This window comes from Rhodoblastus acidophilus (assembly GCF_025961575.1).
GTDB lineage: Bacteria > Pseudomonadota > Alphaproteobacteria > Rhizobiales > Beijerinckiaceae > Rhodoblastus > Rhodoblastus acidophilus_C.
Window position 1 is genome coordinate 73,132 of sequence record NZ_JAOQNX010000004.1, and the last position, 25,060, is coordinate 98,191.

Annotated in this window: 27 protein-coding genes and 1 other RNA gene; 20 read left to right on the forward strand and 8 right to left on the reverse strand. The window is 65.1% G+C overall.

All coding sequences use genetic code 11. The annotated features are described in order from the left end of the window. Window positions 1-243 carry a hypothetical protein gene (locus M2320_RS03870; RefSeq protein WP_264596144.1) on the reverse strand — a complete coding sequence of 81 codons (243 nt, stop codon included), beginning with the start codon at window positions 241-243 and terminating at the stop codon, window positions 1-3. Window positions 244-316: 73 nt separating this feature from the next. Then, window positions 317-817: a hypothetical protein gene (locus M2320_RS03875; RefSeq protein WP_184430210.1), complete on the reverse strand. Its 501-nt coding sequence runs from the start codon at window positions 815-817 to the stop codon at window positions 317-319. Between the two features lie 530 nt (window positions 818-1,347). Here M2320_RS03875 and tgt point away from each other — a divergent pair. The 4 genes from tgt (at window position 1,348) to M2320_RS03895 (ending at window position 5,764) form a co-directional block, all read left to right on the forward strand. Further along, the gene (gene tgt / locus M2320_RS03880; RefSeq protein WP_264596145.1) at window positions 1,348-2,475 is read left to right on the forward strand and encodes a tRNA guanosine(34) transglycosylase Tgt; all 1,128 of its coding nucleotides are present in this window, start codon (window positions 1,348-1,350) and stop codon (window positions 2,473-2,475) included. Window positions 2,476-2,973: 498 nt separating this feature from the next. Next, complete coding sequence (guaA, locus tag M2320_RS03885) at window positions 2,974-4,566, forward strand: glutamine-hydrolyzing GMP synthase (RefSeq protein WP_264596146.1); 1,593 nt, start codon at window positions 2,974-2,976, stop codon at window positions 4,564-4,566. A gap of 94 nt (window positions 4,567-4,660) precedes the next feature. Beyond that, window positions 4,661-4,855: a YqaE/Pmp3 family membrane protein gene (locus tag M2320_RS03890; protein WP_184430207.1), complete on the forward strand. Its 195-nt coding sequence runs from the start codon at window positions 4,661-4,663 to the stop codon at window positions 4,853-4,855. Between the two features lie 171 nt (window positions 4,856-5,026). Further along, on the forward strand, window positions 5,027-5,764 hold the full coding sequence (locus tag M2320_RS03895; protein WP_264596147.1) for an endonuclease NucS domain-containing protein: 738 nt from the start codon (window positions 5,027-5,029) through the stop codon (window positions 5,762-5,764). Window positions 5,765-6,355: 591 nt separating this feature from the next. Here M2320_RS03895 and M2320_RS03900 read toward each other — a convergent pair. After that, a complete protein-coding gene (locus M2320_RS03900; RefSeq protein ID WP_264596148.1) occupies window positions 6,356-7,423 on the reverse strand; it encodes an MBL fold metallo-hydrolase in 1,068 nt (355 codons plus the stop codon). Between the two features lie 33 nt (window positions 7,424-7,456). On the opposite strand from M2320_RS03900, the gene M2320_RS03905 reads away from it, so the two are divergent. Further along, window positions 7,457-7,648, forward strand: a complete 192-nt coding sequence (locus M2320_RS03905; protein ID WP_184428033.1) for a hypothetical protein — start codon at window positions 7,457-7,459, stop codon at window positions 7,646-7,648. A gap of 164 nt (window positions 7,649-7,812) precedes the next feature. Then, window positions 7,813-8,115 carry a hypothetical protein gene (locus M2320_RS03910; RefSeq protein WP_264596149.1) on the forward strand — a complete coding sequence of 101 codons (303 nt, stop codon included), beginning with the start codon at window positions 7,813-7,815 and terminating at the stop codon, window positions 8,113-8,115. On the opposite strand, the gene M2320_RS03915 is transcribed toward M2320_RS03910, so the two are convergent. Further along, window positions 8,109-8,492 carry a hypothetical protein gene (locus M2320_RS03915; protein ID WP_264596150.1) on the reverse strand — a complete coding sequence of 128 codons (384 nt, stop codon included), beginning with the start codon at window positions 8,490-8,492 and terminating at the stop codon, window positions 8,109-8,111. The two genes, M2320_RS03910 and M2320_RS03915, sit on opposite strands and share 7 nt — an antisense overlap. Window positions 8,493-8,557: 65 nt before the next feature. After that, window positions 8,558-8,932 carry a hypothetical protein gene (locus M2320_RS03920; protein WP_264596151.1) on the reverse strand — a complete coding sequence of 125 codons (375 nt, stop codon included), beginning with the start codon at window positions 8,930-8,932 and terminating at the stop codon, window positions 8,558-8,560. Window positions 8,933-9,196: 264 nt separating this feature from the next. Between M2320_RS03920 and M2320_RS03925 the strand changes: the two genes are divergently transcribed. From M2320_RS03925 to M2320_RS03935, 3 genes are all read left to right on the forward strand, one after another. Next, entirely contained in the window at window positions 9,197-9,946 is a 750-nt protein-coding gene (locus tag M2320_RS03925; RefSeq protein WP_264596152.1) for a group III truncated hemoglobin, read from the forward strand. Continuing rightward, complete coding sequence (locus M2320_RS03930; protein ID WP_264596153.1) at window positions 9,943-10,647, forward strand: YkgJ family cysteine cluster protein; 705 nt, start codon at window positions 9,943-9,945, stop codon at window positions 10,645-10,647. The genes M2320_RS03925 and M2320_RS03930 overlap by 4 nt, the downstream gene beginning before the upstream one ends. Window positions 10,648-10,786: 139 nt before the next feature. Then, entirely contained in the window at window positions 10,787-10,993 is a 207-nt protein-coding gene (locus tag M2320_RS03935) for a TOBE domain-containing protein (RefSeq protein ID WP_184428028.1), read from the forward strand. Between the two features lie 61 nt (window positions 10,994-11,054). On the opposite strand, the gene M2320_RS03940 is transcribed toward M2320_RS03935, so the two are convergent. Then, complete coding sequence (locus tag M2320_RS03940; protein WP_264596154.1) at window positions 11,055-11,891, reverse strand: EcsC family protein; 837 nt, start codon at window positions 11,889-11,891, stop codon at window positions 11,055-11,057. Window positions 11,892-12,263: 372 nt separating this feature from the next. Between M2320_RS03940 and M2320_RS03945 the strand changes: the two genes are divergently transcribed. The 3 genes from M2320_RS03945 (at window position 12,264) to queA (ending at window position 14,699) form a co-directional block, all read left to right on the forward strand. Beyond that, window positions 12,264-12,887 carry a transglutaminase-like cysteine peptidase gene (locus tag M2320_RS03945; protein ID WP_264596155.1) on the forward strand — a complete coding sequence of 208 codons (624 nt, stop codon included), beginning with the start codon at window positions 12,264-12,266 and terminating at the stop codon, window positions 12,885-12,887. 144 nt (window positions 12,888-13,031) lie between these two features. Further along, complete coding sequence (locus tag M2320_RS03950) at window positions 13,032-13,613, forward strand: hypothetical protein (RefSeq protein ID WP_264596156.1); 582 nt, start codon at window positions 13,032-13,034, stop codon at window positions 13,611-13,613. A gap of 54 nt (window positions 13,614-13,667) precedes the next feature. Then, window positions 13,668-14,699, forward strand: coding sequence for a tRNA preQ1(34) S-adenosylmethionine ribosyltransferase-isomerase QueA (queA, locus tag M2320_RS03955; RefSeq protein WP_264596157.1), 1,032 nt, complete (start codon window positions 13,668-13,670; stop codon window positions 14,697-14,699). Between the two features lie 166 nt (window positions 14,700-14,865). Here the strand turns inward: queA and M2320_RS03960 are convergent, their stop codons facing one another. Beyond that, the gene (locus M2320_RS03960) at window positions 14,866-15,657 is read right to left on the reverse strand and encodes a transglutaminase family protein (RefSeq protein WP_264596158.1); all 792 of its coding nucleotides are present in this window, start codon (window positions 15,655-15,657) and stop codon (window positions 14,866-14,868) included. A 15-nt stretch (window positions 15,658-15,672) separates the two neighbouring features. Then, window positions 15,673-16,596 carry a 50S ribosomal protein L11 methyltransferase gene (locus M2320_RS03965; protein ID WP_264596249.1) on the reverse strand — a complete coding sequence of 308 codons (924 nt, stop codon included), beginning with the start codon at window positions 16,594-16,596 and terminating at the stop codon, window positions 15,673-15,675. A gap of 82 nt (window positions 16,597-16,678) precedes the next feature. On the opposite strand from M2320_RS03965, the gene M2320_RS03970 reads away from it, so the two are divergent. From M2320_RS03970 to mraY, 8 genes are all read left to right on the forward strand, one after another. Continuing rightward, a complete protein-coding gene (locus tag M2320_RS03970) occupies window positions 16,679-16,933 on the forward strand; it encodes a hypothetical protein (protein WP_264596159.1) in 255 nt (84 codons plus the stop codon). 10 nt (window positions 16,934-16,943) lie between these two features. Beyond that, an RNA gene (gene rnpB / locus M2320_RS03975) (RNase P RNA component class A) lies at window positions 16,944-17,323 on the forward strand. A 342-nt stretch (window positions 17,324-17,665) separates the two neighbouring features. After that, a complete protein-coding gene (gene rsmH, locus M2320_RS03980; protein ID WP_319801410.1) occupies window positions 17,666-18,601 on the forward strand; it encodes a 16S rRNA (cytosine(1402)-N(4))-methyltransferase RsmH in 936 nt (311 codons plus the stop codon). Next, window positions 18,602-19,168 (forward strand): cell division protein FtsL, encoded by a 567-nt coding sequence (ftsL, locus tag M2320_RS03985; RefSeq protein ID WP_264596160.1) that lies wholly within the window; start codon window positions 18,602-18,604, stop codon window positions 19,166-19,168. It abuts the gene before it with no gap. Window positions 19,169-19,170: 2 nt separating this feature from the next. Continuing rightward, entirely contained in the window at window positions 19,171-21,048 is a 1,878-nt protein-coding gene (locus M2320_RS03990) for a peptidoglycan D,D-transpeptidase FtsI family protein (RefSeq protein ID WP_264596161.1), read from the forward strand. Beyond that, on the forward strand, window positions 21,048-22,484 hold the full coding sequence (locus M2320_RS03995; RefSeq protein WP_264596162.1) for a UDP-N-acetylmuramoyl-L-alanyl-D-glutamate--2,6-diaminopimelate ligase: 1,437 nt from the start codon (window positions 21,048-21,050) through the stop codon (window positions 22,482-22,484). The genes M2320_RS03990 and M2320_RS03995 overlap by 1 nt, the downstream gene beginning before the upstream one ends. Further along, the gene (locus M2320_RS04000; RefSeq protein WP_264596163.1) at window positions 22,481-23,917 is read left to right on the forward strand and encodes a UDP-N-acetylmuramoylalanyl-D-glutamyl-2,6-diaminopimelate--D-alanyl-D-alanine ligase; all 1,437 of its coding nucleotides are present in this window, start codon (window positions 22,481-22,483) and stop codon (window positions 23,915-23,917) included. Before M2320_RS03995 ends, M2320_RS04000 begins: the two co-directional genes overlap by 4 nt. Continuing rightward, window positions 23,918-25,060, forward strand: coding sequence for a phospho-N-acetylmuramoyl-pentapeptide-transferase (mraY, locus tag M2320_RS04005; RefSeq protein WP_264596164.1), 1,143 nt, complete (start codon window positions 23,918-23,920; stop codon window positions 25,058-25,060). It abuts the gene before it with no gap.

The following is a 25,060-nucleotide window of genomic DNA, read 5'->3' on the forward strand; positions in this document are numbered from 1 at the left end:
TCAGCGCAAGGTTTTGAAGCGGCAGACTTTTGTCCGTGAACCCTCGCCGTTGCGCCGCCAGACGCAGCCCGGGTGGCGCGGCTGCGCGCGGTAAAGATGGTATTCGCCGCGGCGGTGACGGTTAAAAGTCTGGTGGGAGACGTCGTGGCCGCCGATGTAAACGTTGCGGCCGAAATGGACTTCCGCATGCGCCGATGGCGTCGCCAAAAGGGCGAGAGCGAGGGCGGCGGACAGGCGGGACAAGATTGGCGCGGCTTGGCCTCGGCAGCGAAGCCCAAGCGGCGCCGCGCTTTTGCAGCGCGGCGGCCGGGAATGCTTACTTGCGAATCAGGAGGTGGTCGTCCGGCTTCCAGTTCAGCAGCTTGACGTCAGGCTTCTTGTTGCTGAGCACGGGGATGTTCAGCATGCGAGACAGCGGCGTCGGATCGTCGAGCAGCTTGACCTTGGGCTTCTTGTCCGACAGCACCGGCAGCGAGAAGGTGTCGGAAAAGGCCGTCGGGGCGTCGATCAGCTCGGTCCGGGTGTTGTGCCGGAACAGCTCGGGAAGGTCGAGGAAGCGCGACAGGCCGACGGAGCCGCGCCCCTTCGGGCCGTTGGACTCGGTGGTCTCGGAGCCGGAGACCGGCTTGTGGGCGTCGAGAATCTTGGCGGCGTTGCGGGCGGTGCCGAATTCGGCGCGGAAGGTCACGACCGTCTTGCCCTTTACGGACTTGCTGTCCAGGGCGACTTGGTCGGCGCTGTATTTTGCCTTGAGCGCGGTCACTGCGGCGCGGGCGCTGCTCTCTGAGGCGTAAACTCGTGTGATCAGTGTCGTCATGAGGAATATTCCTTGCTTCCGGACTGGTGCTCGGACGCAAACCTTCACCGCACCGCCCGGACCGCGGTGACCGTAGGGCCGATATGCGAACTTTCGCTTAAACTGGGCGGAACGGGCATTGTGGTTTTTACGGAGTTGACAGCGGAAGTGGGAATGTTTCGCGGCGGTTATGGCGGCTCGCGCCGCGGGGCGTCCGGCAGCAAAAACAGGCGAAAGCGGGCGAAACGCCCGGCTTTCGGCGCGTTTCCGGCCGCGGAGCCTGCCGCGGCGACAGGGGCGCGCTGTGTGGGCGTCCGCGCCAAATTTTTTGAAGAGCCTTGATCATTTGCAAGGATCGCCGCTTCGCCTTGACAAGCGCGCGGCGTCTCTGCCTTTTGCCGGCTCCGCCTTCTCCCCTTGCGGGAGAAGGTGGCGCGCCAGCGCCGGGTTCGTCTTTGGCTGGCGCCCCCTCATCCGTCTCGGCGCTTCGCGCCGAGCCACCTTCTCCCGCAAGGGGAGAAGGAAGTTCCTACTCCTGGGTTGAGCATCCATTGACCGAAGACTTCCGCTTCACCTTGCGCGCCCGTGACGGCGGCGCCCGTCTTGGCGAAATTTCGACGCCGCGCGGCGTCATCAGAACCCCCGCCTTCATGCCGGTGGGCACCGCCGCGACCGTCAAGGCCATGTATCCCGGCCAGGTGCGCGAGCTCGGGGCCGATGTCGTGCTCGGCAATGTCTATCACCTGATGCTGCGCCCCGGCGCGGAGCGCGTCGCCGAACTCGGCGGCCTCCACAGGTTCATGAACTGGCCGCACAATATTTTGACGGATTCCGGCGGCTTTCAGGTGATGTCGCTGTCCAAGCTGCGCAAGCTCGATGAGAATGGCGTGACCTTCCAGTCGCATATCGACGGCTCCCGGCACCAGTTGACGCCCGAGCGCTCGATGGAGATCCAGCGGCTGCTCGGCTCCGACATCCAGATGCAGTTCGACGAATGCGTGCGATTGCCGTGCTCGCACGATGAGGCCGCGCGCGCCATGCGCCTGAGCCTGCGCTGGGCGGAGCGCTCACGCAAAGCGTTTGGCGCGCAGCCGGGGCGGGGCTGTTTCGGCATCGTCCAGGGCGGGGCTGAGCGCGATCTGCGCATCGAGAGCGCCAAGGCTCTGGCCGACATGGATTTTCAGGGGCTGGCGGTCGGCGGGCTGGCGGTGGGCGAGCCGCAGGATGTGATGCTCGCCATGATCGAGACGGTCATGCCGCATCTGCCCGAGCACAAGCCGCATTATCTGATGGGCGTGGGCACGCCCGACGACCTGCTCGAATCCGTGGCGCGCGGCATCGACATGTTCGATTGCGTGATGCCGACCCGGGCCGGGCGTCACGGCCTCGCCTATACGCGCTGGGGCAAGCTCAATCTGAAGAATGCGCGCCACGCCGACGACCCGCGCCCGCTCGATCCCAGCAGTTCCTGTCCCGCGGCGCGCGATTATTCGCGGGCCTATCTGCATCATCTCGTGCGCTGCCAGGAAATTCTGGGGATGATGCTCTTAACTTGGGTCAATCTGGCCTATTACCAGGAGCTGATGGCCGGCGCCCGCGAGGCGATCGCGGCGGGGCGCTATGACGATTATCGCGCGCAGGTGCGGGCGGATTGGGATCGCGCTGGGGAACCCGGCTGATCCCCGAAGCGTTGGCATGTCCCGCGCAAGTTTTGGATGTCAGATTGGGCGCAGAAAATGAAAGAGCGGAAAAGCTAGCTGCTTTTCCGCTCTGCCTCGCCTTGTCCTGCCAAGGCCAAACTATGCCGAAACTGGTCTCTCCCCGAGATGAATTCTGACGCATAGTCCGGTTGCTTGACGTCCTCCCACGACTTGGACTCGAGCACCACGCCGATTTTTCGGCTGCGGCCCGTCATTTCGACGGTGAGCGCACGTTAGTCGAAGACAATTGGCTTGTCTATCTGCCTCTGCGGTATTTCTGACAAAAAAATTGATTTGTATCAGTGCCTGTAAAGGCTGAGTTGGTCAGCCCGCTGCTTCGCGTCACGCTCGCGCTTTTCGTCCTTTGGACCGCGAAACCTTGCGTGGCGCGTCCCTTTCGCTTAATCCGTGCGCAACCAGCGAAAATTTCGCGCCGGCGGCTTAAGGCCGCGGTTCCGGCGCCGCCAAGGGAACATCATGACAGACCTGCACCAGGACATTCTCCAGCGCCACGACAAGGCGCTCATTGTCGATTTCGGTTCGCAGGTGACGCAGTTGATTGCACGACGGGTCCGCGAGGCCGGGGTTTACTGCGAAATCGTGCCGTTTCAGTCGGCTGAAAAGGTTTTTCGCGCCATCAAGCCCGGCGCGGTGATCCTCTCGGGCGGGCCGGCTTCGGTCACTGAAGCGGGTTCGCCGCGCGCGCCAAAAGAGATTTTGGAGTCGGGGCTGCCGATTCTCGCCATTTGCTATGGCCAGCAGACCATCGCCGCGCAAATGGGCGGGGCGGTCGAAGGCGGCCATCACGCCGAATTCGGCCGCGCCGAGCTCGAGGTGATCGAGGATAGCGCCTTGTTCGAGGGGCTCTGGCAAAAGGGCGAACGCCATCAGGTTTGGATGAGCCATGGCGACCGCGTCACCAAGCTGCCCGACGGCTTTACCGTCAAGGCGCGCAGCGAGAACGCGCCTTTCGCCATCGCCTCCGATGAAAAGCGAAAGATTTTTACCACCCAGTTCCATCCGGAGGTCGCCCACACGCCCGACGGCGCCAAGCTGCTCGCCAATTTTGTGCGCAAGGTGGCCGGGCTGAAATCCGACTGGACCATGGCCGCGTTCCGTGGCGAGGCTGTCAAGGCGATCCGCGAGCAGGTGGGGCAGGGCCGGGTGTTGTGCGGGCTCTCCGGCGGCGTGGATTCGGCGGTGGCCGCCGTGTTGATCCATGAGGCCATCGGTGAGCGCGTCACCTGCGTGTTCGTCGACCACGGACTGTTGCGCATGGGCGAGGCCGAGGAAGTGGTGCGGCTGTTCCGCGACCATTACAATATTCCGCTGGTCCATGTTCAGGCTCAGGATTTGTTTATCGGCGCGCTGGAAGGCGAGTCCGATCCCGAGACCAAACGGAAAACCATCGGGCGGCTGTTCATCGAGACGTTTGAGGCCGAAGCGAAAAAGATCGCGGCGGACGGGAAGGGCGCGCCGGAGTTTTTGGCGCAGGGCACTTTGTATCCCGACGTGATCGAGAGCGTCAGCTTTACCGGCGGGCCCTCCGTGACCATCAAGAGCCACCATAATGTCGGCGGTCTGCCCGCGCGCATGAACATGAAACTGGTCGAGCCGCTGCGCGAACTCTTTAAAGACGAAGTGCGGGCGCTGGGCCGTGAGCTTGGTCTGCCCGAGGCTTTTGTCGGGCGCCATCCCTTCCCCGGTCCCGGCCTCGCCATCCGCTGCCCTGGCGGGGTGACGCGCGAAAAACTCGATATTTTGCGCAAGGCCGATGCGATCTATCTCGACGAAATCCGCAAGGCTGGTTTGTATGATGTGATCTGGCAGGCGTTCGCCGTGCTGCTGCCGGTGCGCACCGTGGGCGTGATGGGCGACGGGCGCACCTACGACCATGTCTGCGCGCTGCGCGCCGTGACCTCGGTGGATGGCATGACGGCGGATTTCTTCCCCTATGACATGGCGTTCCTGGGCCGCACCGCGACCCGGATCATCAACGAGGTCAAGGGGGTGAACCGGGTGGTCTATGACGTGACGTCGAAGCCGCCGGGCACCATCGAGTGGGAGTGATTTTCGCGCGCTGGCGTCGGGCGGCGATAAGTGCAAAATTGCGGTTTCGCGGGCTTCCGCTCGTCCGATTCCCTTTGTGTCAAAGAGCAAACTCATGCGCTTGCTGATCGCCCTGGTTCTGCCCTGGCTCACCTTCTTCACCATCGGCCGGCCTTTTGCCGGCCTGCTCTGCCTGATCCTGCAATTGACCTTGATCGGATGGGTGCCGGCGGCCATTTGGGCCGTTTACGCGCTGAGCCAGTATAATACGGATAAGAAGATTGAAGAGGCGCTTGGGCCGCGGAGGTGAGTGACGCGACGGCGTGAACGTGCGCGCCTCCCACGCAAAGCCTGTTTCCAGATTGCTGACACGCGTGGACCGCCCCCGCCCTTCGAGACGCCTGCTCCGCAGGCTCCTCAGGGTGAGGGCTACTTGTTGTATTCAGAGAGATAGCGGCGGCCCCTTGAAAGGGAGTGTGGCATGCACCCGAGTTACACTGAGTGGCTCCTCCGTGCTGTGCCCTCGGAGTCGACGCGGCGGAGCAGACTGTCGGAGCTTAGGCGGGTTGAGGCTGCCTACGGCGATCTCGATAATCTCTACGACCAGGACGAACTCCAAAGTCTGATCGACGAACTTTCCTATTCGTCGGAGGACCAGAGAAAGAACAAACCGAACCCCTCGAAACTGACGTTCAATGGCGACGTCGACATGCGAAACAATCTCGCGTCGTATAAGGCGGCCGTTCAGAAATACGCGCGCTTCCGGCAGGATGTCGAACTTGAGGCCGCGCGCGCCGAAGTTTTCCCCGAACAACTTGAAGCCGTCGATTTGCTTGCCGAGGGCGACCGCACGTTTTCCATGGAGCGCGATTTGCAATCGGCGCTGCGCAAGGAAATCACCCAACTCGAAGATGGTCTTGTCGTAGCCGATGGAGGCGTGGAAAAAATCGTTCCCTCCGGCAGGATCGACATTCTTGCCAAAGACCAATCGGGCGCATGGGTTGTCATCGAGCTGAAGTCCGTCAAGGCGCAGCGCGACGCCGTGGCGCAATTGCTGGCGTATATGGGCGATATGCTCGCGGAGACGAACGGAACGGTCCGGGGCATTCTGATTGCGCCTGCTTTCGATGCACGCGCCCTGTCGGCCGCCCGGGTGGTGGCAAGCGTCACACTGGTGAGTTACGGGTTTCGTTTTTCGTTTTCGCCGGTGACCGCATGACCTCGTCCGTCGAGAGCGGTTGCTTTCGTGCGCCGAAAAATCCCGCCAAATGGCGGTAGGGCATCGAGCAAAGCGTCCCGGAGGGCGATGGCCTACCGCCATCTCCCGAGTCCCAAGCCGCGAGGAGCGGTTATAAAGCTGTGGTGTTTCTTTGGTGCCTCGCGCGCGGGGCCGGCGGCGGCGTTTTTGGTGAATTTCAACTCAAGGTGGAAATCGACTCGCGAAAATTGATCGAAAAAAATGGAAATTCTGCGATTTTTCGCGAAAAAACGATCAAAAAACGTCTGTTTTTGCGCTGACAACCTCGCGGTTGTGTCAGCGGGCGCGTAGGGCGCCGGCGGGGGCGGGAGATAAAAACGTTGGGAATCAGCGGTGTTTTTCGCCGATGTTTCACGTGAAAACAAAACGGGAACAAAATCGCGTTTGTCAAGCCGGCAAAATGGTTTTCACTTTTGTTGATTTCCGCTCGAGGCGACGGTGTGAAATCGCTGAATCGAGCGGTTGGTCGGGCTCGAACCCCTCATCCGGCGCTGACGCGCCACCTTCTCCCGCAAGGGGAGAAGGGAGGCGCTCCCGAGGCTCGCTACAAGATCAGGCCTCCCAGATGAAACCCGGTTCCTCCGCTACAAATTTTTCCGGGGGGATGCCGCGCACCGACAGGGCAGTCAAAAGGTCTTCGCGGGGGGCGTCGCGGGACTCGTCGGTGAGTTGGATTACGCCCCAGTGGATCGCCAGGGCTTGTTTGGCCGAAATGTCCTCAAAAATCATCACGGCTTCTTCGGGGTTGATGTGCTGGTCGGCCATGAACCAGCGCGGGTCATAGGCGCCGATCGGCAGCAAAGCCAGGTCCGGCGCGCCGACGCGGTCGCGGATCGTCTTGAACAGGGAGCCGTCGCCATAGCCGGTGTCGCCGGCGAAATAGATTTTCTCTTCGCCCGCGTGGACGACAAATCCGCCCCACAGCGCCATGCGCCGGTCGTGCAGGCCGCGCGACGACCAATGCTGCGCCGGAACCACGGCCACCCTCACTTCGGCGCCGAGGTCGCAGTCTTCCCACCAGTCGCGGGTTTGCATGCGGGTCGCGCCGGAGCGTTTCAAAACCCTGTCATTGCCGAGCGGGGCGATGAACAGGGGGGAGTCGCGCTTCGCCAATCGGCGCAGGGTGGACGTGTCGCAATGGTCGTAATGGTTGTGGCTGAGCAGGACGGCGTCGATTTTCGGCAAGGCGTCGAAGGCGACGGCCGGCGGGCAGATTCTTTTTGGGCCGAAAAACGGGACGGGGCTCGCCCGCTTCGACCAGAACGGGTCGGTGAGCAGGTTGAGATTGCGGGTCTGGATCAGGACGGTGGCGTGGCCGACCAAAGTGATGCGCGTCGCCGCGCTGCGCGGGGGCGGCGCCGCCGGCGCCACGGCGACCGAGTCCGGCCAGGGCTGCGGGCGCGCGTTGCGGCGCCAGCGCCTGACCTCCGCGACCGCCTTGTCCGGGGTCGCCGGGGCCAGGTTGAAGAACCGGCCGTCGAAATGGTCGCTGGACGGCCCGGAATAATAGCGGTTGCTCGGCATGTCCGGGATGTAGCATCGCGCCTCCGCGCCTTCAATGTGGCGCCCGGCTTGCGGCCCGCGCGGGGCGGGCTGTCGGTACGACCAATTGTCCGACACTTCGTGTTGCGTAAACGCCAATCGGAGGGCGAAATGGCGGAACCGAAAGTCACAATCGAACAAAAACCCAATGACAAATGGGCGTGCTTCCTGCATCTGCCCCAAGTCGCCGATCCGCTCGACCTCGGCAAGGAGTTCAAGACCGAGGAGCGCGCGGAAGCCTGGCTCGACACGTCCGAGGCGGTGACCGCCATCGACGTGATCACCCGCAAGCACAAGGCGTGAGCCAAAGGGCCGGGGCGTCGCCCCGGCCGCATATTTTCGGGAATTTGGGCCCGGCGGCGCCCGGACGCACGTTTCGGGAGAAAAAAATCCTCACTTTCGCCCGGCGCACACGCTATTTCCGTCGGCCCGTCCCAAAGAATCGGCCGGGCGATGAGAGGGTGTTGATGATGAGGAAACTTTTGTTGGCCGCGCTTGCCGCGCTCGGGCTGTCGCTGGGTCTGATCCCCAGTGCCGGTTATGCGCAGAACTGCCAGGGCCTGCGCTATGCGTGCGAGCACAAGGAGGAGCTGGGACTCGAGGGCGCGGGGACCTGCCAGCGTTACCGCGAACGTTGCGGCGGCTATCGCGGCGGCGGCGAGGACCGGTGCGCGCGGCTGCGTTACGCCTGCCAGCACAAGGACGAGCTTGGCCTGGAAGGCGCGGGGACCTGTCGGCGCTATCGCGAGGCCTGCGGCGGCTATTACTGATCCCGCGCGCGAAAAGGTTCGGCCGGCTCCTTCAGCGGCGGCGCCGCCGGCGGCGCCTCTGGCGGGGCGGTGGGCGTCAGTTTCGCCGGCAGGGGCGGGGCGCCGGCCGTTCCCGGCGGCAGTTCGCGGGCCGGCGTGAGGTCGGGAATGGGCGACAGCGCCGGGAGCGACGGTTTTGGCGGCGCGTCCGGCGCGGCGACCCGCGCCGTCTGCGCGAACCACAGCGCGGTCGCGCCGGCGAGCGCCGCCGCCAGCAGCGCCGCCGGGGCGCGTCCTCTGAGCCAGGCGCGGCGGGCGAAGGCGGGAAACTGCTGGCGCAGCCAGGTTTGGGCGTGAATGTGGAGAGCGAACCAGCTCTCGTGCGGAAGTGGGGCCATGCCGCGACGCTCCAAAGCCCTGAAATGGGGGAGCGCGCGGCTTGCGCCAAGCGAGGCGGTTGGTTTTAGTCGGCGCGGCGGCCGTTGGGCAGGGTCACTTCGGCGCGACGCTGCCGTGTGTGGTCGATCACCGAGAGGCTGTCGCCATCGCGGCGGATTTCGACGGTCGCGGCCTCCTCGCCCAGCGCGCCCGGCGCCGAGAGCGTGGTGGACTGGCCGTCCTTCAAGGTGGAGACGACGCGGAACGCATGGCCCTCGGTGTCGAGCGTGGTCACGACCTCGAACACGTCGCCCTTGGGGGCGTAATAGATCAGGCCGTGCACGTCCTTGAGTTCGATGGACTTGCCGGCATAGGCCTTGAGTTCGGCGGCCGAGGCGGCGCCGACGATGAGGGCGGCGGCGGCGAAAACGCCGGCGGCGAGGCTTTGAGTGAGGCGCATGGTGAGGCTCCGTTCAGGGGCTGGCGCCCTCCCGGCCCGCGACTGTCAGCAGTGTTCTGATTATCGTTCGATACGCGCGCTAAAAACCCTTATGATCGATTGAAATGTGCGTCGCAACAGAAATTTGTGCGGCGCGATGCCGCGTGGGGGGCGCGGGCTTCGGGGCTTCGCTCCCCGCCGCGGAACGACGCGCGCAATGCGATCCAGTCCCCTGTCGCGTGGCATGGAAGATGCCTCGTGGCGATCGAAATTGGGAGGACACGCATGCCCCAAACGGGCGCAATCGAAACTTTTGGCGGGTTCGCCTTCGCCTCCGGTCCGGCGCCCGAGGGGCCCGGCCTTTTCGTCCTCACCCGCCGCATCGGCGACGCCCTGCATCCCTTGCTGTTCGGCGAAAGCGAGTCCATCGCCGTGGCGCTCGACGCTTTGCGCGCCGATCCGGCCCTTTCGCGCGGGCTCGCGGATGGGGTGTATGTCATGGAGCGCGGCAATGCGCGGCAGCGCGCGCATATCCTGCGCGACCTCGTGAAAAAATATAATCCGCCGCTGAATGTCGCGGATCGCACGGCGCGGGCGGCGCCGGAGCTCGTCGCGCTGGTCCCCGACCGCGCCGAGGCGGATTTTCCCGAAGTTTTGGCGGAGCCGGTCGAGGTCAGCGAGGCCGATCTCGATCGCCTGGTGCGGGTGTTCTATGGCCGGGCGCTGGAGGACGAGGTGATCGGCCCGGTGTTCCGCGGCCATGTCAGCGACTGGGAGCATCATTTCGAGATCGTGCAGAATTTCTGGTCGCGCGCGTTTTTGCGCACGCAACGCTATGCCGGCGGGCCCTTCGCGCCGCATTTGGGGTTAAACCTGCGTCCGGAGCATTTTGTCCGCTGGGTCGCCCTGTTCCGGGAGACGGCGGAGGCGGAGCTGAAGCCGGCGGCGGCGCGGGACGCCATCGCGCGCGTCGAGCATATGAGCGCGGCGTTCCAGGCGGGGCTGTTTCCGTTCGAGACGGGAGCGCGGGCATGACCGAGGACAATGGCGCCCAGGCCTTTTTCGACGCCGTGCGGCAAAATTTTGGTGAGACCATCCGGGCGGGGCGGGGCGATCCGCGCCTGATCGAGGCCTTGGCCGCGCAGGCGATCGAGCTGTTCGAGCGCAATGCGGAGATCCAGAGCGAGGGGCAGCCGGCGCCCGCCTGCTGTCGGGGCTGCGCCACCTGCTGCGCGCTCCAGGTCGCCGCCACCGCGCCCGAGATTTTTGTCGCCGCGCGGTTCATCCGGCTGACCGCGGCGGCTTTCGCCGCGCATGGGGTGGATTTCGCGCCGGACGTCGCCGCCTTCGTCGAACGGACCCGGGGCATGGACCAGCAGGCGCGCTTCGCCTCGCAGCTCGCCTGTCCCTTCATCATCAACGGCGCCTGCGCGATTTACGCCGCGCGCACGCTGGCCTGCCGGGGGCATGTGGCGTTTGATCGGGCCGCCTGCGAGGCGGCGGCCCGGGGCGAGGAGGTCGAAACGCTCGTTTCCGCTGCGCACAAGACCGTGCGCGCGCTGGTGCAGGGGGCGTTGCAGGCGGCCCTGCGCGACGGCGGGCTCGACTGGGGCGCGAGCGAGTTTTTGACCGGCCTCGACCGGGCGCTGACATCCCCGGACGCGGAGGCGCGCTGGCTGCGCGGCGAAGCGGTTTTCGCCGATCTGCGCCTTGACGGCGATGCGTCAACGGGCTGACCGTTGCCGCATTACCATTGATTAACGGCAAATGGCGAAACGAGGTCGAGGCGTCGCAATCTTAAGTTGTATTTTAGGGGCCTGACCGCGAAATTCCTCCCAGCCCGCCAGTGATTCAGCGGGGATTGAGGAGGCAGCCGTGAAGATTTCAGCCCGCAACTCCATCGCCGGGAAGGTTGTCGCCATCCGGACCAGCGCCAACACGTCCCATGTGGACATTTCCATCGTCGGCACCATCCTGACCGCCGAAGTCCCCAACGAGACCGTGGAAGAACTGGATCTGAAGATCGGCGACAAAGTTTATGCCGTGGTCAAGCCGAACGACATCATGCTCGCCACGGATTGAGATAACGTCAGAACGGGTCGCCGGTGTGGCGGCCCGTCCAATCCATTGTGACCGCCGGCCTTCACGCCGCCGGCGTAAAAATCTCGTCGGGATCGCGCGCCGCGGCCATACGGGAATATTCCGCCTTGACCAGCTCCTCGCCATAAAAGCGCTCCAGCCGCCGCACGGTGAAATGGCCCTTCGCCAGCGACTGGAAATGCTCGATGAAGGCGAGGTTCACGGCGGCGCCGCCGAGCGCGCCGAGCACCGGCGTCGCCTGGGCTAGAAATTTCTGGCTGACCACCACCCCGAACCGCGAGGCGACTTGCGTGGTGAAGCGCACCAGCACCGGCGCCGTCTCGTCGATCAGGCTGCGGCTGGCGACATAGCGCGCGGCCTCGCTGATGCTGCGCGCCATCAGCCCGCGCAGGGCGAAATAGGTGGAATCCGTATAATCCGCCGCCGGTTCGGCGCCGCGCCCGTCGAGCGCGAACACTTGCAGGCAGGCGAGCGCCGTATCAGCATTGGCGATGTCCTCGCCCTCGGCGCGGGCGATGTCGGCGATCGAGCGCAGCATCAGGCCGGTGCTCACCGGCAGTTCCACGGGCAGGCTGGCGAGACCCAACGCGCCGCCGGCCGCGCCTGAAGCGGCGACCATGGCGCGGTGCAGCCGCATGCTGTTGTCGCGCAGCGGCTTGCCGTTCAGGCTCGCGAGCGCCGCGTTCAAGGCGAGGCGCATGGCGGCGCCCGTGGCCTTGTTGACCACTTCCACCGCGCGGGCGGGGACCAGCTGCGTGGCGAAACTGATTTTCTTGCCGAAGATCGTCGCGACCCGCATCACCAAAGTGGTGCGCTCCAGGCGCCGCACCGCATCCATCAGCGCGGCATGATCGGCCGGCGACAATTCTGATCTGTTCATGCGGGCGGCCTCCGGCCAGCGCTCCCTCGCGTCCCCTGAGCCAAAGATGGTTTGGGCCGGGGCGGAGTCAAGGTTTGAGCGGGACAATGGCGCCCCGACGCCGCAAATTAACTGTTTTCCCGCCCTCCAAGTAAAGAAGTAGACTTGATACGCATTAACCCGAAATGGTCACGCTTCCGAAACCATGGCTGTGACCCCAGGAAAATGAGGCTCTAGCGCGCGATTCGTCGCCTTTTAATCACTCAGATCAGGCTTTGTTAGACTTAATCCGTCTCCAGCAAAAAATGAACGGCTTTGCATAAAATGCGAGGATTTCAAATAAATCGGCTCCAATAGCCCAACGTCATACTGCCTCCATCAAAGGGGTATGACATGCGTATCGCAGCTTTCGCAGGCATCGGAATGGTTCTGGCCCTCGCCGCCGCGCCGTTTTGCGGCTCCGGCGCCAAGGCCAGCGTGCCCAATGGCGTCGAGGTCGCCTATGCCTCGGTCGGCTCCGACACCTCCATTCCCTATGGCTGGATCGATTTCTGCCAGCGCTACGCCAGCGAATGCGACGCGTCCGGCAAGGTCGCCGACGTCAATCTGACCGAAGCCTCGATGCGCGAAATCCGTCAGGTGAATTCCTTCGTGAACCATGCGGTCGAGGCCGTGTCCGACATGGAGCATTGGGGTGTGGTCGACCGCTGGGACCTGCCGGTCGACGGCAAGGGCGACTGCGAGGATTACGCCCTGATGAAGCGCAAGATTCTTGTCGAGCGCGGCTATCCCCGCGCGGCGCTGCTGGTCACCGTGGTGCGCGACTCCCAGAACGAGGGCCACGCCATCCTCACCGTCAAGACCAATGCCGGCGAATATATCCTCGACAATCTGACCGACGAGGTGAAGCCGGTGAGCCGCGTCTCCTATCGTTTCGTCAAGCGCCAGAGCCAGCAGGACCCGAATGTCTGGGTCGCGCTCGGCCCGGTGGCCTCGCAGAAATTCGCGGCGCGCTGAGCGCCGCCGTCCCCGACAGGAACCCCGCGAGCGCTCGCGGGGTTTTTTCATGACGCTCCGCCGTCCTAGCCCCCGCCGCGCGTTTGCCTTGCCGCTTGAAGCGATTAAGACTTGAGCCGATTCTGAACGCCAGAGCGTGTTTCCATGTCGACCGCCGATTATTTCGTCATCACCTCGTCCATCCTTGCGTCGCTTGGCGCGATCGCCACCTTTTTTCTGGCGCGCGCGATGGTCGCCGTCCAAAAATCACGACAAGACCCGGCGATCCGCGACGATCCCGCTGTGGCGCGCGCGGAAAAGTCCGACGCCGCAACCGAGATCAAGGATATTTTGACCCACGTCTCGAGCAGCAAAGTGAAATATGACGACAGGACCGCTGTGCTGAGCCTTGCGGCGCTGGTCCTGTTGACGGCGCTGACCGTGGGATTCCTGTATTTGATCCTGGGGGTCACTGTCCTGTTTTTCGTCACCGCGTCCTTGTTCGTGGCTTCATCAGGCTATTTCGCCTTTGTTTCCATCGCTGGGATGAGGGCCAGGCATTTTTGGGCGATCCGCAAAGGCGACATCATGCGCTTGACCTATATCGTCAATAATTATCTGCACAGTTTCAAGGAAGCCGCGGATATGCGCGCCTCGCTGATGAAATCGATCCGCGACAAGGACGCGATCCTGCTGTTCGACACCATCCTGTTCGAGGAATTCAGCAAGCGAAATCGCGACGCCTGACGTCGGCGCATCCTCCGTTTTCCTTTGCGGCTCGACCTGTTATGACGCCGCATCATGCGTGTGGACCTGTTCGATTTCGACCTGCCTGAAGACAGAATCGCCTTGCGGCCGGCCGAGCCGCGTGAATCCGCGCGGCTGCTGGTGGTGGGCGACGCGCTGCGCGACGCTCACGTCGCCGATTTGCCGTCGCTGCTGCGACCCGGCGACGTGCTGGTGGTCAATGACGCCAAGGTGATTCCCGCGCAATTGTTCGGCACACGCCAGCGCGGCGAATTTTTGGCGCGGATCGAGGCGACGCTGCACAAAAAGGTCGATGCAAACCATTGGCGCGCCTTTGTGCGGCCCGCCAAGAAATTGAAGATCAGCGAACGCGTGGATTTTGCCGAGGGCGTTTGGGCGGAGGTCGTCGAAAAACATGAAGGCGAGGTTTTGCTCGGCTTCAACCTTTCCGGTCCCGCGCTCGACAACGCCATCATGGCCGTGGGGCACATGCCGCTGCCGCCTTACATCGCCGCGCGGCGCGCCGAGGATGCGCAGGACGCGCGCGATTACCAGACGGTTTTTGCGGAAAAACTTGGGGCCGTCGCGGCGCCCACCGCCGGTCTGCATTTTACGCCGGATTTGCTCGAAGCCGCGCGCAAAATTGGGGCGAGCGTCGAAAAAGTGACGCTTCTGGTCGGCGCCGGCACGTTTCTGCCGGTGAAGGCGGAGGACACGCGCGACCACGTCATGCATGCGGAATGGGGCGAGATCGACGCGGGCACGGCGGCGCGGCTTAACGCGGCGCGGGCGCGGGGAGGGCGGATCGTCGCGGTCGGCACCACGTCTCTGCGCATATTGGAAAGCGCGGCGGACGAGAGCGGGGTGCGGCCGTTTGCCGGCGACACGTCGATTTTCATCACGCCAGGCTACCGGTTCAAGGCGGTGGACGCGCTGATGACCAACTTTCATCTGCCGCGCTCGACTTTGTTCATGCTGGTCTGCGCTTTCGCCGGGATCGATGCGATGAAACAGGCCTATGCGCATGCGATTGGCGCGGGGTATCGCTTCTATTCCTATGGGGATGCGTGCTTTTTGCAGAGGTGATGGGGCGGGGCGTGCGCGAGCAACGATCCATCTTGCGCCCTGGTGAGTGATGTCCAGCAGATAGATCACTTCGGACCAGCGTCAGATGCGAAAGCCTGGCGGCGAGTTCGTCAATTTCGCTCCCGTGTCGATCTGATCCCGTCACAAGGGGGGGCGCCCCCTGCGCCTATTCCGCGCAAATCACCAACTCGAACGCCAGAGTCGAGGAAACCCCGTCGCCATAAAACCCGCCCTCGACGGGCATGGTGGCGCGCTGATCCGCGCCGGCGCAGAGCGCGACGTGCCCGTCGGAAACAACAAGCCCATGGGTGGGATCGTAACCCCGCCATCCCACGCCGGGCAACAAAACCTCGGGCCAGGCATGGAGATGCCGCTTGCCGTCGGGCGTTTCGGCCTGCGCCTGGTAGCCGCTGACGAAGCGGGCGGAAAAGCCGAGGCTGCGCGCCGCGGCCATGAACAGCAGGGTGAGGTCGCGGCACGCGCCTTTGCGGCGCAACAACGTGTCCTCTGGCTCCTGCGCATAGCCGGCGTCGCGGATGCGCCGCTCCGTGCGCGAAAACAGGTCGCGGTTGAGCGCGTCGAGTAAGAGCAACGCATCGCCCCCGCTGCGCGCGAAAAGGTCGCAAGCGTAGGCGCGCACTTTTGGGCCCGGATCGAACCCGGCCGTTTCGCGCCAGGGCAGGGCCGCGGCCGCCAGCGGTCCTGGCGCGCAAGTCTCCAGCTCAAAGACGCTTTCGATCAGCAGCCGGTCGGTCGCGCCATCAAATTCGACCCTGGTCGTCCGATTGCCATCGGGATCGACCTCGACGGCGCGAAAAATCGGTTCTGGTTCGATCCGTAGGGATTCCGAGCGTATCATCACATCGAGCGCGCGCGGATGCAGCCGCAACACATGCCCGCCCAACCGCACCGGCGCCGAATAGCTGTAAAACGTGCGGTGGCGGACAGAAAACAGCATTTTGGTCCCGCTCGCCTAAGCCCCGCCGCGCCGCATCAACAGGGTCGCCCAGCCGTCGATATGCCGGCGCTTGGCGATATAAAACCCTTGCGCCGCCCAGGCCGAGGAGACGCCGGGCACGTCGCGCACCAGCATCCCCGACAGCACCACATCGGCCGCAGGCGCGGCGAGATAAGCGAGGCTCGGCGCCAAAACCCGCAGCGGCTTCGCCAGAATGTTGGCAAAGATCAGGTCATAGGCGCCGGGACGCCACAAGGCCGGATGCGCCGCGCCGCGCGCCTGCACGGGACGCAGATAGGGCCCCGCATGGTTGAGCACGGCATTGGCGCGCGCGGCGGCGACAGCTTGGGCGTCGATATCGCCCGCCGCCACGTTTTGCCGCAAGGCGCGCGCGGCGGCCAGCGCCAGAACCCCGGTGCCGCAACCCACATCGAGAATGTCGCGCGGACGCCGGCGCTTCAAAATCTCGTCTAAAAACAGCAGGCAGCCCCGCGTCGTCCCGTGATGGCCGGTGCCGAACGCCAGCGCCGCCTCGATCTCCAGCCCGATGTCATTGGTTTTGACGCTCGCCCGGTCGTGCGAGCCATGCACCAGAAACCGCCCGGCGCGAACGGCGGACAGACCTTCGAGCGAGGACGCCACCCAGTCCTTTTGCGACACGCGGCCAAAGGTGATCTGCGCCGCCAGCTCCGCGCCGACCACAATTGTCGCCAGTTCGCGCAGGTTTTCCTCGTCCGGTTCATGGCCGAAATAGACCTCGACCACCCAGGGCGTAGCCGCCCAGCTCTCGGTGGACGCCTTTTCCTCGAAGGCGGCGGCCGCGGTTTCGGCGGGATCGAACGTTTCGACGACGAGATCGGCGAGGGCGCGGGCTTGCGCCTCGGCGCAGCGCAGGCGCATGACATGCGCGGCGTTGTTTGGGGGGAGACCTTCCAGCATGGCGCGGCTGTAGCACGCCGACCCCGCCAAGTCGATCTTGCGCGCGGCGCAGGCGCGGGACAAAAGGGGTGGGGAGGGTTTTATGCGCCAAGCCATTTTCCTCGCGTTCCTGCTTGCATCCGCGCCGGCTTTGGCCGACGCGCCCGCCGACCCGCGCCCGATGCAGCGCTATGGCGCGGACCATCCCACTTGCCTCGGCTGGACCGACGGCTGCACCATCTGCACGCCCAAAACCTGCTCGACGCCGGGGATCGCCTGCACGCCGCGCGAAACGGTCTGCGAGGCGGAAAAGCCGGCCGAACCGCCGCCGGTTGCGCCGCAAGAGCAAAAGCCGTAAAGCACGCCAGCCAGTCGGCCGGACAGCCGCTGTTTTCGAACAGAGGAAAGTCCGGGCTCCACGGAGAAACGGCGCCGGATAACGTCCGGCGGGGGCGACCCCAGGGAAAGCGCCACAGAAAGCAAACCGCTCTCAGTTCGCTGCGAGTAAGGGTGAAAGGGTGCGGTAAGAGCGCACCGCGTGGGCGGCAACGTCGACGGCACGGCAAGCCCCGCCGGGAGCAAAACCGAATAGGGACGACAGGAGCTGGCCGAGGCTAGCCTCCACCCCTTCTCCGGGGCGTCGTCCGGGTTGGTTGCAAGAGGCCTCCAGCAATGGAGGTCCCAGATGAATGGCTGTCACGCGCCGCAAGGCGCCATACAGAACCCGGCTTACAGGCCGACTGGTGCTCCTTCCCAAGGAGGGGACCGGATCGAATTGTGCGGCTCACGCTTGCGGCCATCGCGAGCCGGCAGGGCGCAATTCGTTCCGGTCCCGATTCTCGGCCCACCCCGCCCTGACGCTCGGCAACCCGCTGATCCCTAGCCCTCTTCCCGTCTCAACAAAGTCTTAACGCTAAGAATGCTTTAATGCGCCCAAGAGCCGCAATCCGGTCTTTGACGCCCAGACATGACGCATGTTAGTCCGCCCGCACATCCCCAAATGGCGCCGAGTCCGGCTTTGTCGGCTGTTTTCGCGCGCCTGCGCCAACCCCCAGGTTTTCATGCTTTTCCTCGCCCCGAACCCCGCGCCATGAGCGACGCGCGCCACATTCCCGTGCTGCTCGCCGAGGTGCTCGACGCGCTCGAGGTCGCGCCGGGGAAAAAATTCATCGACGGCACTTTTGGCGCCGGCGGCTACACGCGGGCGATTCTCGAAGGCGGCGGCGAAGTTCTGGCGCTCGACCGCGACCCCACCGCCATCGCCGCCGGCCAAAGCCTCGTGGTCGAGGCGCAGGGTCGGCTAAAGCTGGTGGAAACCCGCTTTTCCCAGATGGGGCAGGCGGCGGGCGGCGAAAAATTCGACGGGATCGCGCTCGACATCGGCGTGTCCTCCATGCAGTTCGACGAGGCCGAGCGCGGCTTTTCCTTCCGTTTCGACGGCCCGCTCGACATGCGCATGTCGCGCGCCGGCCGCAGCGCCGCCGATCTCGTCAACGAGCTGGAAGAGGTCGATCTCGCCAATCTGATCTATCTCTATGGCGAGGAGCGCGGCTCGCGCCGGGTCGCCCGTTTCATCTGCCAGGCGCGGCAAGAGGCGCCGATCCTGACCACCCTGCGGCTCGCCCAGATCGTGGCCAAGGCCATTCCCAGCCGTCCCCAGGACATTCATCCCGCCACCAAAACCTTTCAGGCGCTGCGCATCGCGGTCAACGCCGAGCTGGACGAGCTGACCCAGGCGCTCGAGGCCTCGGAGCGCATCCTAAAACCCGGCGGAAGGCTGGCGGTCGTCACCTTCCATTCCCTGGAAGACCGAATCGTCAAAAAATTCTTCGCCGAGCGCAGCGGGCGCGGGCGCGCCGCCTCGCGGCTGCTGCCCGGCGAGATCGCGCCGCCCGAACCCACGTTTGCCTTGCGCCCGCCGCAACCCGTCGCCGCCAGCGACGAGGAGGCGCGGAAAAATCCGCGCGCCCGTTCGGCGAAGCTGCGCTGGGCGGAGCTGTTGTCCCGCCCGGCCGGGGAGAAATAAATGTTTCGCATCCTCAACATCCTGGCTGTGCTGGTGCTGGTGGGCTCGGCGGTCTATGCCTATGAAATCAAATATGCGGCGCTCTATCAGGCGGAGCAGCTCGCCAAGGCCAAGCGCGACCTCGCCCGCGAGACGGATCGCGTCACCATGCTCAAGGCCGAATGGGCGCAGCTCGACAGCCCCGGCCGCATGGAAACCCTGGCGGGCAAATATCTCGGCGGGCAGAAGCTGCAATTGAATCAGATCGTCCTCGCGAGCGCGGTGCCGGAGAAGGCGGCGCGCGGCGACGAGATCGCCGCCAAGCTCGCCGATCTCGGTCTGGCCGCGCCCACCAAAACCCCGTCCGGCGATGGCGGCGGCGCCTCGAGCCCGGTCAAGCCGGCTGCGAGCCCGGCGAAAGGCTCGGCCAATCCCGCCAAGCCTGGCGCGAGCTCCGCAAAACCGTCCGCCAACGCCGCCAAGCCCGCCGCCAAGCCCGCGGCGAGCGCTCCCAAGCCGCCGTCCAGCGCTCCGGCGCCCGCGGCCAGCGCAGCAAAACCGGCAAAAGCCGTGAAAGCGGAGAGATGAGCATGCGTTCCGCCGCCGCCCGCGCCGATCAACCCTATTACGAGCCTCCCGCGTCGCACGCGCCCGGGCCGCAGGAGCAGCCCGAGCCCGTCGTCGCGCCGATCGCGGTGGAGGCCGCGCCGCCGCCGCCGCGCAAGCCGCCGCCGTTTTTCCTGCGCCGCTCCTTCTGGGGCGCGCTGTTTTCGACCAACCTCGGCAAGAGCCGCAGCCGCATCCGCTTCATCGCCTTGCTATTCTCGGCTCTGTTTTGCGTGTTCGTCGGCCGTCTCGCCTATCTCGGCATGACGCCCAACCAGCCCTCGGCGCGGCGCGAGGCCGCGGAAGCCGTCTCCGCCGCGCGCCCCGACCTCACCGACCGCAACGGCGAAGTCTTGGCGACCGACGTCAAGGTGATGTCGGTATTCGCCGAGCCGCGCTCGATCGTCGACAAGGACGAGGCGGTCGAACAGCTCACCGCCATCCTGCCCGACCTCAACGCCAGCGACTTGCGCGAACGGCTCGGCAAGAAAAAAGGGTTTGTTTGGGTCAAGCGCGAGGTGACCCCGGCGCAGCAGCACCAGATTTTCCGCCTCGGCCTGCCCGGCGTCGGCTTTTTGCCCGAGCACAAGCGCGTCTATCCCAATGGACGGCTCGGCGCCCATATCGTCGGCTTCACCAATGCCGACAATAACGGCCTGCAAGGCGTCGAAAAGTTTTTGGATGACCAGGGCCTCGGCGCGCTGCGCGCTTCCGGTCTCGTCGTGCAGCACGACCTGAGGCCGGTGGCGCTGTCGCTCGACATGCGCGCCACCCATGCGGTGCGCGACGAACTTGCAGCGGCGATGGACCGTTTTCACGCCAAGGCCGCCGGCGCCGCGATTCTCGACGTCAACACCGGCGAGGTCGTCGCCGCCGCATCTTTGCCCGATTACGACCCCAATGATCCCCGCGACGCGCAGGGCGCCGACAATTTCAACCGCCTCACCTATGGCGTGTTCGAAATGGGGTCGACCTTCAAGGCGCTCACCCTCGCGATGGCGCTGGATTCCGGCCGGTTCAACCTGAACTCGTCGATTTCCGGCCAGGCGCCGCTGCATATTGGACGCAACGTCATTCATGATTCCCACAATCACAACCGCATGCTGACCTTGCCGGAAGTTTTCAAGTTTTCCTCCAACGTCGGCACGGCGCGCCTCGCCCTGACGCTGGGGCCTGACTACCAGAAAGCCTTCCTGAAAAAGATGGGCCAGCTCGATCGCATGCGCACGGAACTTCCGGAAAGCCGCGAGCCGATGCAGCCCCGGCAGGCGCATTGGTCGCAGGTGTCCTCGGCGACCATCGCCTTCGGCCACGGCCTCGCCGTCGCGCCGCTGCAGGCGATGATGGCGGTGGGGGCGCTGGTCAACGGCGGTTATCTCGTCACGCCGACCTTCCTCAAGCGCCCCGCCGATTTCGACAAGACCGCGCAGCCGCGCGTCATCCGGGCGGAGACTTCAGAGGCGCTGCGCTATATCATGCGGCTCAACGCGGAAGCCGGCACGGCCAGAAAAGCCAATATTCCCGGCTATTTCGTCGGCGGCAAGACCGGTACGGCGGAAAAGGTCTTTCATGGCCGCTACGACCACTCGAAACTGTTCACGACGTTCATGGCGGTGGTGCCGGCCGACCAGCCGCGCTACCTGTTCCTGACCGTGATGGACGAGCCGCAGCGCCTTCCGGGCGAGCCCTACGCCACCGCCGCCTACAATTCCGGCTATGTCACAGGCCGGCTGATCGAGCGGATCTCGCCCCTCCTTGGCCTCCAGCCGCGCATTGAGCTGCCGGCGCAGCCGTTCCCGCTGCTGGCGCGGATGGGCTATGGTTTTGTCAACCAGCCGGCGAAATCTGGAGGCGAAGACTGATGCAGCTCGCCGATTTTTTCCCCGACGTCCCCGCCGCGCTCTGCGATGCCGAGGTTTTGGGCCTGACCGCCGACAGCCGGGCGGTCAAACCCGGCTTCATCTTCTTCGCCTTGGCCGGCGCCAAGGCGGACGGCATGGCTTTCGCCGAAAAAGCGCTGTCGGCGGGCGCCGTGCTGGTGGTCGGCGACCGCCGCGCGCCCCCGGCGATCGCCTCGCATTACCAGCGCGTCGACGACGCCCGCGCCGCGCTCTCGCAAGCAGCGGCGCTGTTTTATCCGCGCCAGCCGGAAACGATCGTCGCGGTCACCGGCACGTCCGGCAAGACGTCGGTCGCGGATTTCACCCGCCAGATTCTTGCGGCCTGCGGTTTTCCCGCCGCCTCGCTCGGTACGATCGGGGTGATAAAACCGAGCGGCGCCGTCTATGGCTCGCTGACCACGCCCGACCCGCTCACCCTGCACAAGACGCTCGATGCGTTGGCGGGCGAGGGGGTGACGCATCTGGCGATGGAGGCGTCTTCGCACGGCCTCGACCAGCGCCGCCTCGACGGGGTGAGGCTCAAAGCCGCCGGATTCACCAATCTTTCGCGCGACCATCTGGATTACCATCCCGATCTCGACGCCTATTTCGGCGCGAAGCTGCGGCTGTTCACCGAATTGCTGCCAGAGGGCGGAACGGCGGTGGTTGCGGCCGACGGCGACCACGCGGACAAAGTCGTCGCGGCCTGCGAGGCGCGCGGCCTCAAGGCTTTCACGGTCGGCGCCAAGGGGCAGGGGATTCGCCTCGCCGAGGGGGGCGCGGAAGGGTTCGACCAGATCCTCACCCTCGTCCACGCGGGCGTCACGCGCAAAATCCGCCTGCCGCTCGCTGGCGCCTTCCAGGCGGAAAACGCTTTGGTTGCGGCGGGCTTGGCGCTGGCGGCCGGCGCCCCCGCCGATGGCGTTTTTGCGGCGCTGGAACAGCTCAAGGGCGCGCCCGGCCGGCTGGAGCGGGTCGGCGACAGAAACGGCGCGCCGGTTTTCGTCGATTACGCCCACAAGCCCGACGCGCTGGAAAAGGCCATTGCGGCGCTCAAACCCTTTGCGAAGAATCGCCTGATCGTCGTATTCGGCTGCGGCGGCGACCGCGACGCCGGCAAGCGGCCGATCATGGGCGAGATCGCCACGCGCGGCGCGGATGTCGTCATCGTCACCGACGACAATCCGCGCAGCGAACAGCCGGCGGACATCCGCGCGCACATTCTGGCAAACGCCCCGGGGGCTCGGGAAATCGGCGATCGCGCCCAGGCGATTCGCGCCGGCGTGGCTGAGCTGCGCCCCGGCGACGCGCTGCTGATCGCCGGCAAGGGCCACGAAAAAGGTCAGATCGTCGGCGCCAAAATCCTGCCGTTCTCCGATCATGACGAAGCGCGCGCCGCGCTGGAGGAGTTGGCATGAGCGATTTTTTGTGGAGCGGCCTCGGCCTGATCGCCCCGCTCGGCGCGCGTGTGCTGGGAAGCCTTCCGGCGGGCGTCAAAAACATCTCCATCGACAGCCGCAGCCTGGAGCCCGGCGACCTGTTCTTCGCCATCAAGGGCGATCGCACCGACGGCCATGACTATGTCGCCGCGGCTTTCGAGCGCGGCGCGGCGGCGGCGGTCGTCGACGAAGCGCATGCCGACGCGCTCAAAAGCTTGGGAACCCTGTTCGTCGTCCATGACGTGCTCAAGGCCATGGAAAACCTCGCCCGCGCCGCCCGCGAGCGCACAAGCGCGGCGGTGATCGCCGTCACCGGCTCGGTGGGCAAAACCTCGACCAAGGAGGCTTTGCGCTGCGCGCTCGGCGCGGCCGGAAACGTCCACGCCTCCGAAAAAAGTTTCAACAACCATTGGGGCGTGCCGCTCACCCTGTCGCGGCTGCCGGAGGACGCCGATTTCGCCGTGTTCGAGATCGGCATGAACCATGCGGGCGAAATCGCCGCGCTGGTGGACATGGTGCGCCCCCATGTCGCCATCGTCACCAATGTCGCGCCAGTCCATCTCGAACATTTTGAAAATGTCGAAGCCATCGCCCGCGCCAAGGCCGAAATTTTTGGCGGTCTGGTCGAAGGCGGCGTCGCCATCCTGAACCGCGACATCGACACGTTTCAAATCCTCGAGGAGGAGGCGAAACGCCACGCCGGTCCCATCCTCACTTTCGGCGAGACCGAATCCGACGCCCAGCTCGTGAATTACGAACCGAAGGCCGCGTTCGCCCGGATTTCGGCGCGCGTGCTCGGCGAGGACGTTGTTTACAGCCTCGGCGCGCTGGGAAAGCATCTGGCGGTCAACAGCCTCGCCGTCCTGCTGGCGGCCCGTTCCGTCGGGCTCGACATGCGCAAGGCCGCCGAGGCGCTGAAAAATTTCGCGCCCCCGCAAGGCCGCGGCGCCCGCGAAAACCTGCCGCTCGATCCGCTGATCCAAGGCAGCGATGTCCTGCTGATCGACGAGAGCTACAACGCCAATCCGGCCTCGATGAAGGCGGCGATCGACCTGTTGGGCGCGGCGCCGGTGTCCGGCGAAGGCCGCCGCATCGCCGCGCTCGGCGACATGCTGGAGCTCGGCGCCACCGGCCCGCAGCTGCATGCGCAACTCGCGGAGCCGCTTGAAAAAAACCGTATTGATCTGGTCTTCGCGGCGGGTCCGCTGAGCCGCTCGCTTTACGACGCCTTGCCCCCGGCGAAGCGCGGTGGCTGGGCGGCGGAGGCCAGCGGGCTCGAACCCCTGCTGGCCCAGGCGCTGCGTCCCGGCGACGCGCTGATGGTCAAGGGCTCGAACGGTTCGAAAATGCACGCTTTGGTCGCGGCGCTGAAAAAGCGTTTCGCCGCTCCGGAATTGAATTCAGAGGCATAGATGCTCACCTGGCTCACCGATCTTACCCATTATTTCAACGCGTTGAACGTGTTCCGCTACATCACGTTCCGCGCCGCCGGCGCGAGCGCCACGGCGCTCGCCATCGTCGCCTTCTTCGGCCCCGGCATGATCGCGGCGCTGCGGCTGAAGCAGGGCAAGGGTCAGCCGATCCGCACCGACGGCCCGCAATCGCATCTCGCCAAAAGGGGCACGCCGACCATGGGCGGCCTGATGATTCTGTTCGGCGTGGCGCTGTCGACGATCCTGTGGGCCAATCCGAAAAGCGCCTATGTCTGGATCGTGCTGTTCGTCACCCTTGGCTTCGGAGCGATCGGCTTTTACGACGATTATCTCAAGGTCACCAAGCAGAGCCACGCCGGCTTTTCCGGCCGTTCGCGCCTCGCCATCGAGGCCGGCATCGCCATGCTCGCCGCCTATTTCATGATGTGCGCTTCGGTGGCGCCGCCGGTGACCTCGTTCGCCGACTTGGCTTCCGCGCTGGTCGCGCCCTTCCACACCGCGGCCCCGGCGACCAAGCTTGCCGCCCCCTTCGTCAACGGTTGGTTGATCGATCTCGGCTGGTTCTTCATTCCCTTTGCGGCGCTGGTCATTGTCGGCGCCGGCAATGCGGTCAACCTCACAGACGGCTTGGACGGCCTCGCCATCGTGCCGGTGATGATCGCCTCGGCCACGTTCGGGATCATCGCCTATCTCGCCGGCAATTTCATTTACGCCCATTATCTCGGCATCAACCATGTCACCGGCGCCGGCGAGCTGACCGTCATGGCCGGCGCGGTTTTGGGCGCGGGCCTGGGCTTTCTGTGGTTCAACGCGCCGCCCGCGCAAATTTTCATGGGCGACACCGGTTCGCTGGCGCTGGGCGGCATGCTCGGCGCGATTTCGGTGGCGATCAAGCACGAGATCGTGCTCGCCATCGTCGGCGGCCTGTTCGTGATGGAGGCGGTGTCGGTGATCGTCCAGGTCGTCTCGTTCAAGACCACGGGCAAGCGCGTGTTCAAAATGGCGCCGATCCACCACCACTTTGAGCAACTCGGCTGGGCCGAGCCGCAGGTCGTGGTGCGCTTCTGGATCATCGCTTTTGTCCTGGCGCTGATCGGCCTGACCACTCTCAAGGTTCGCTAA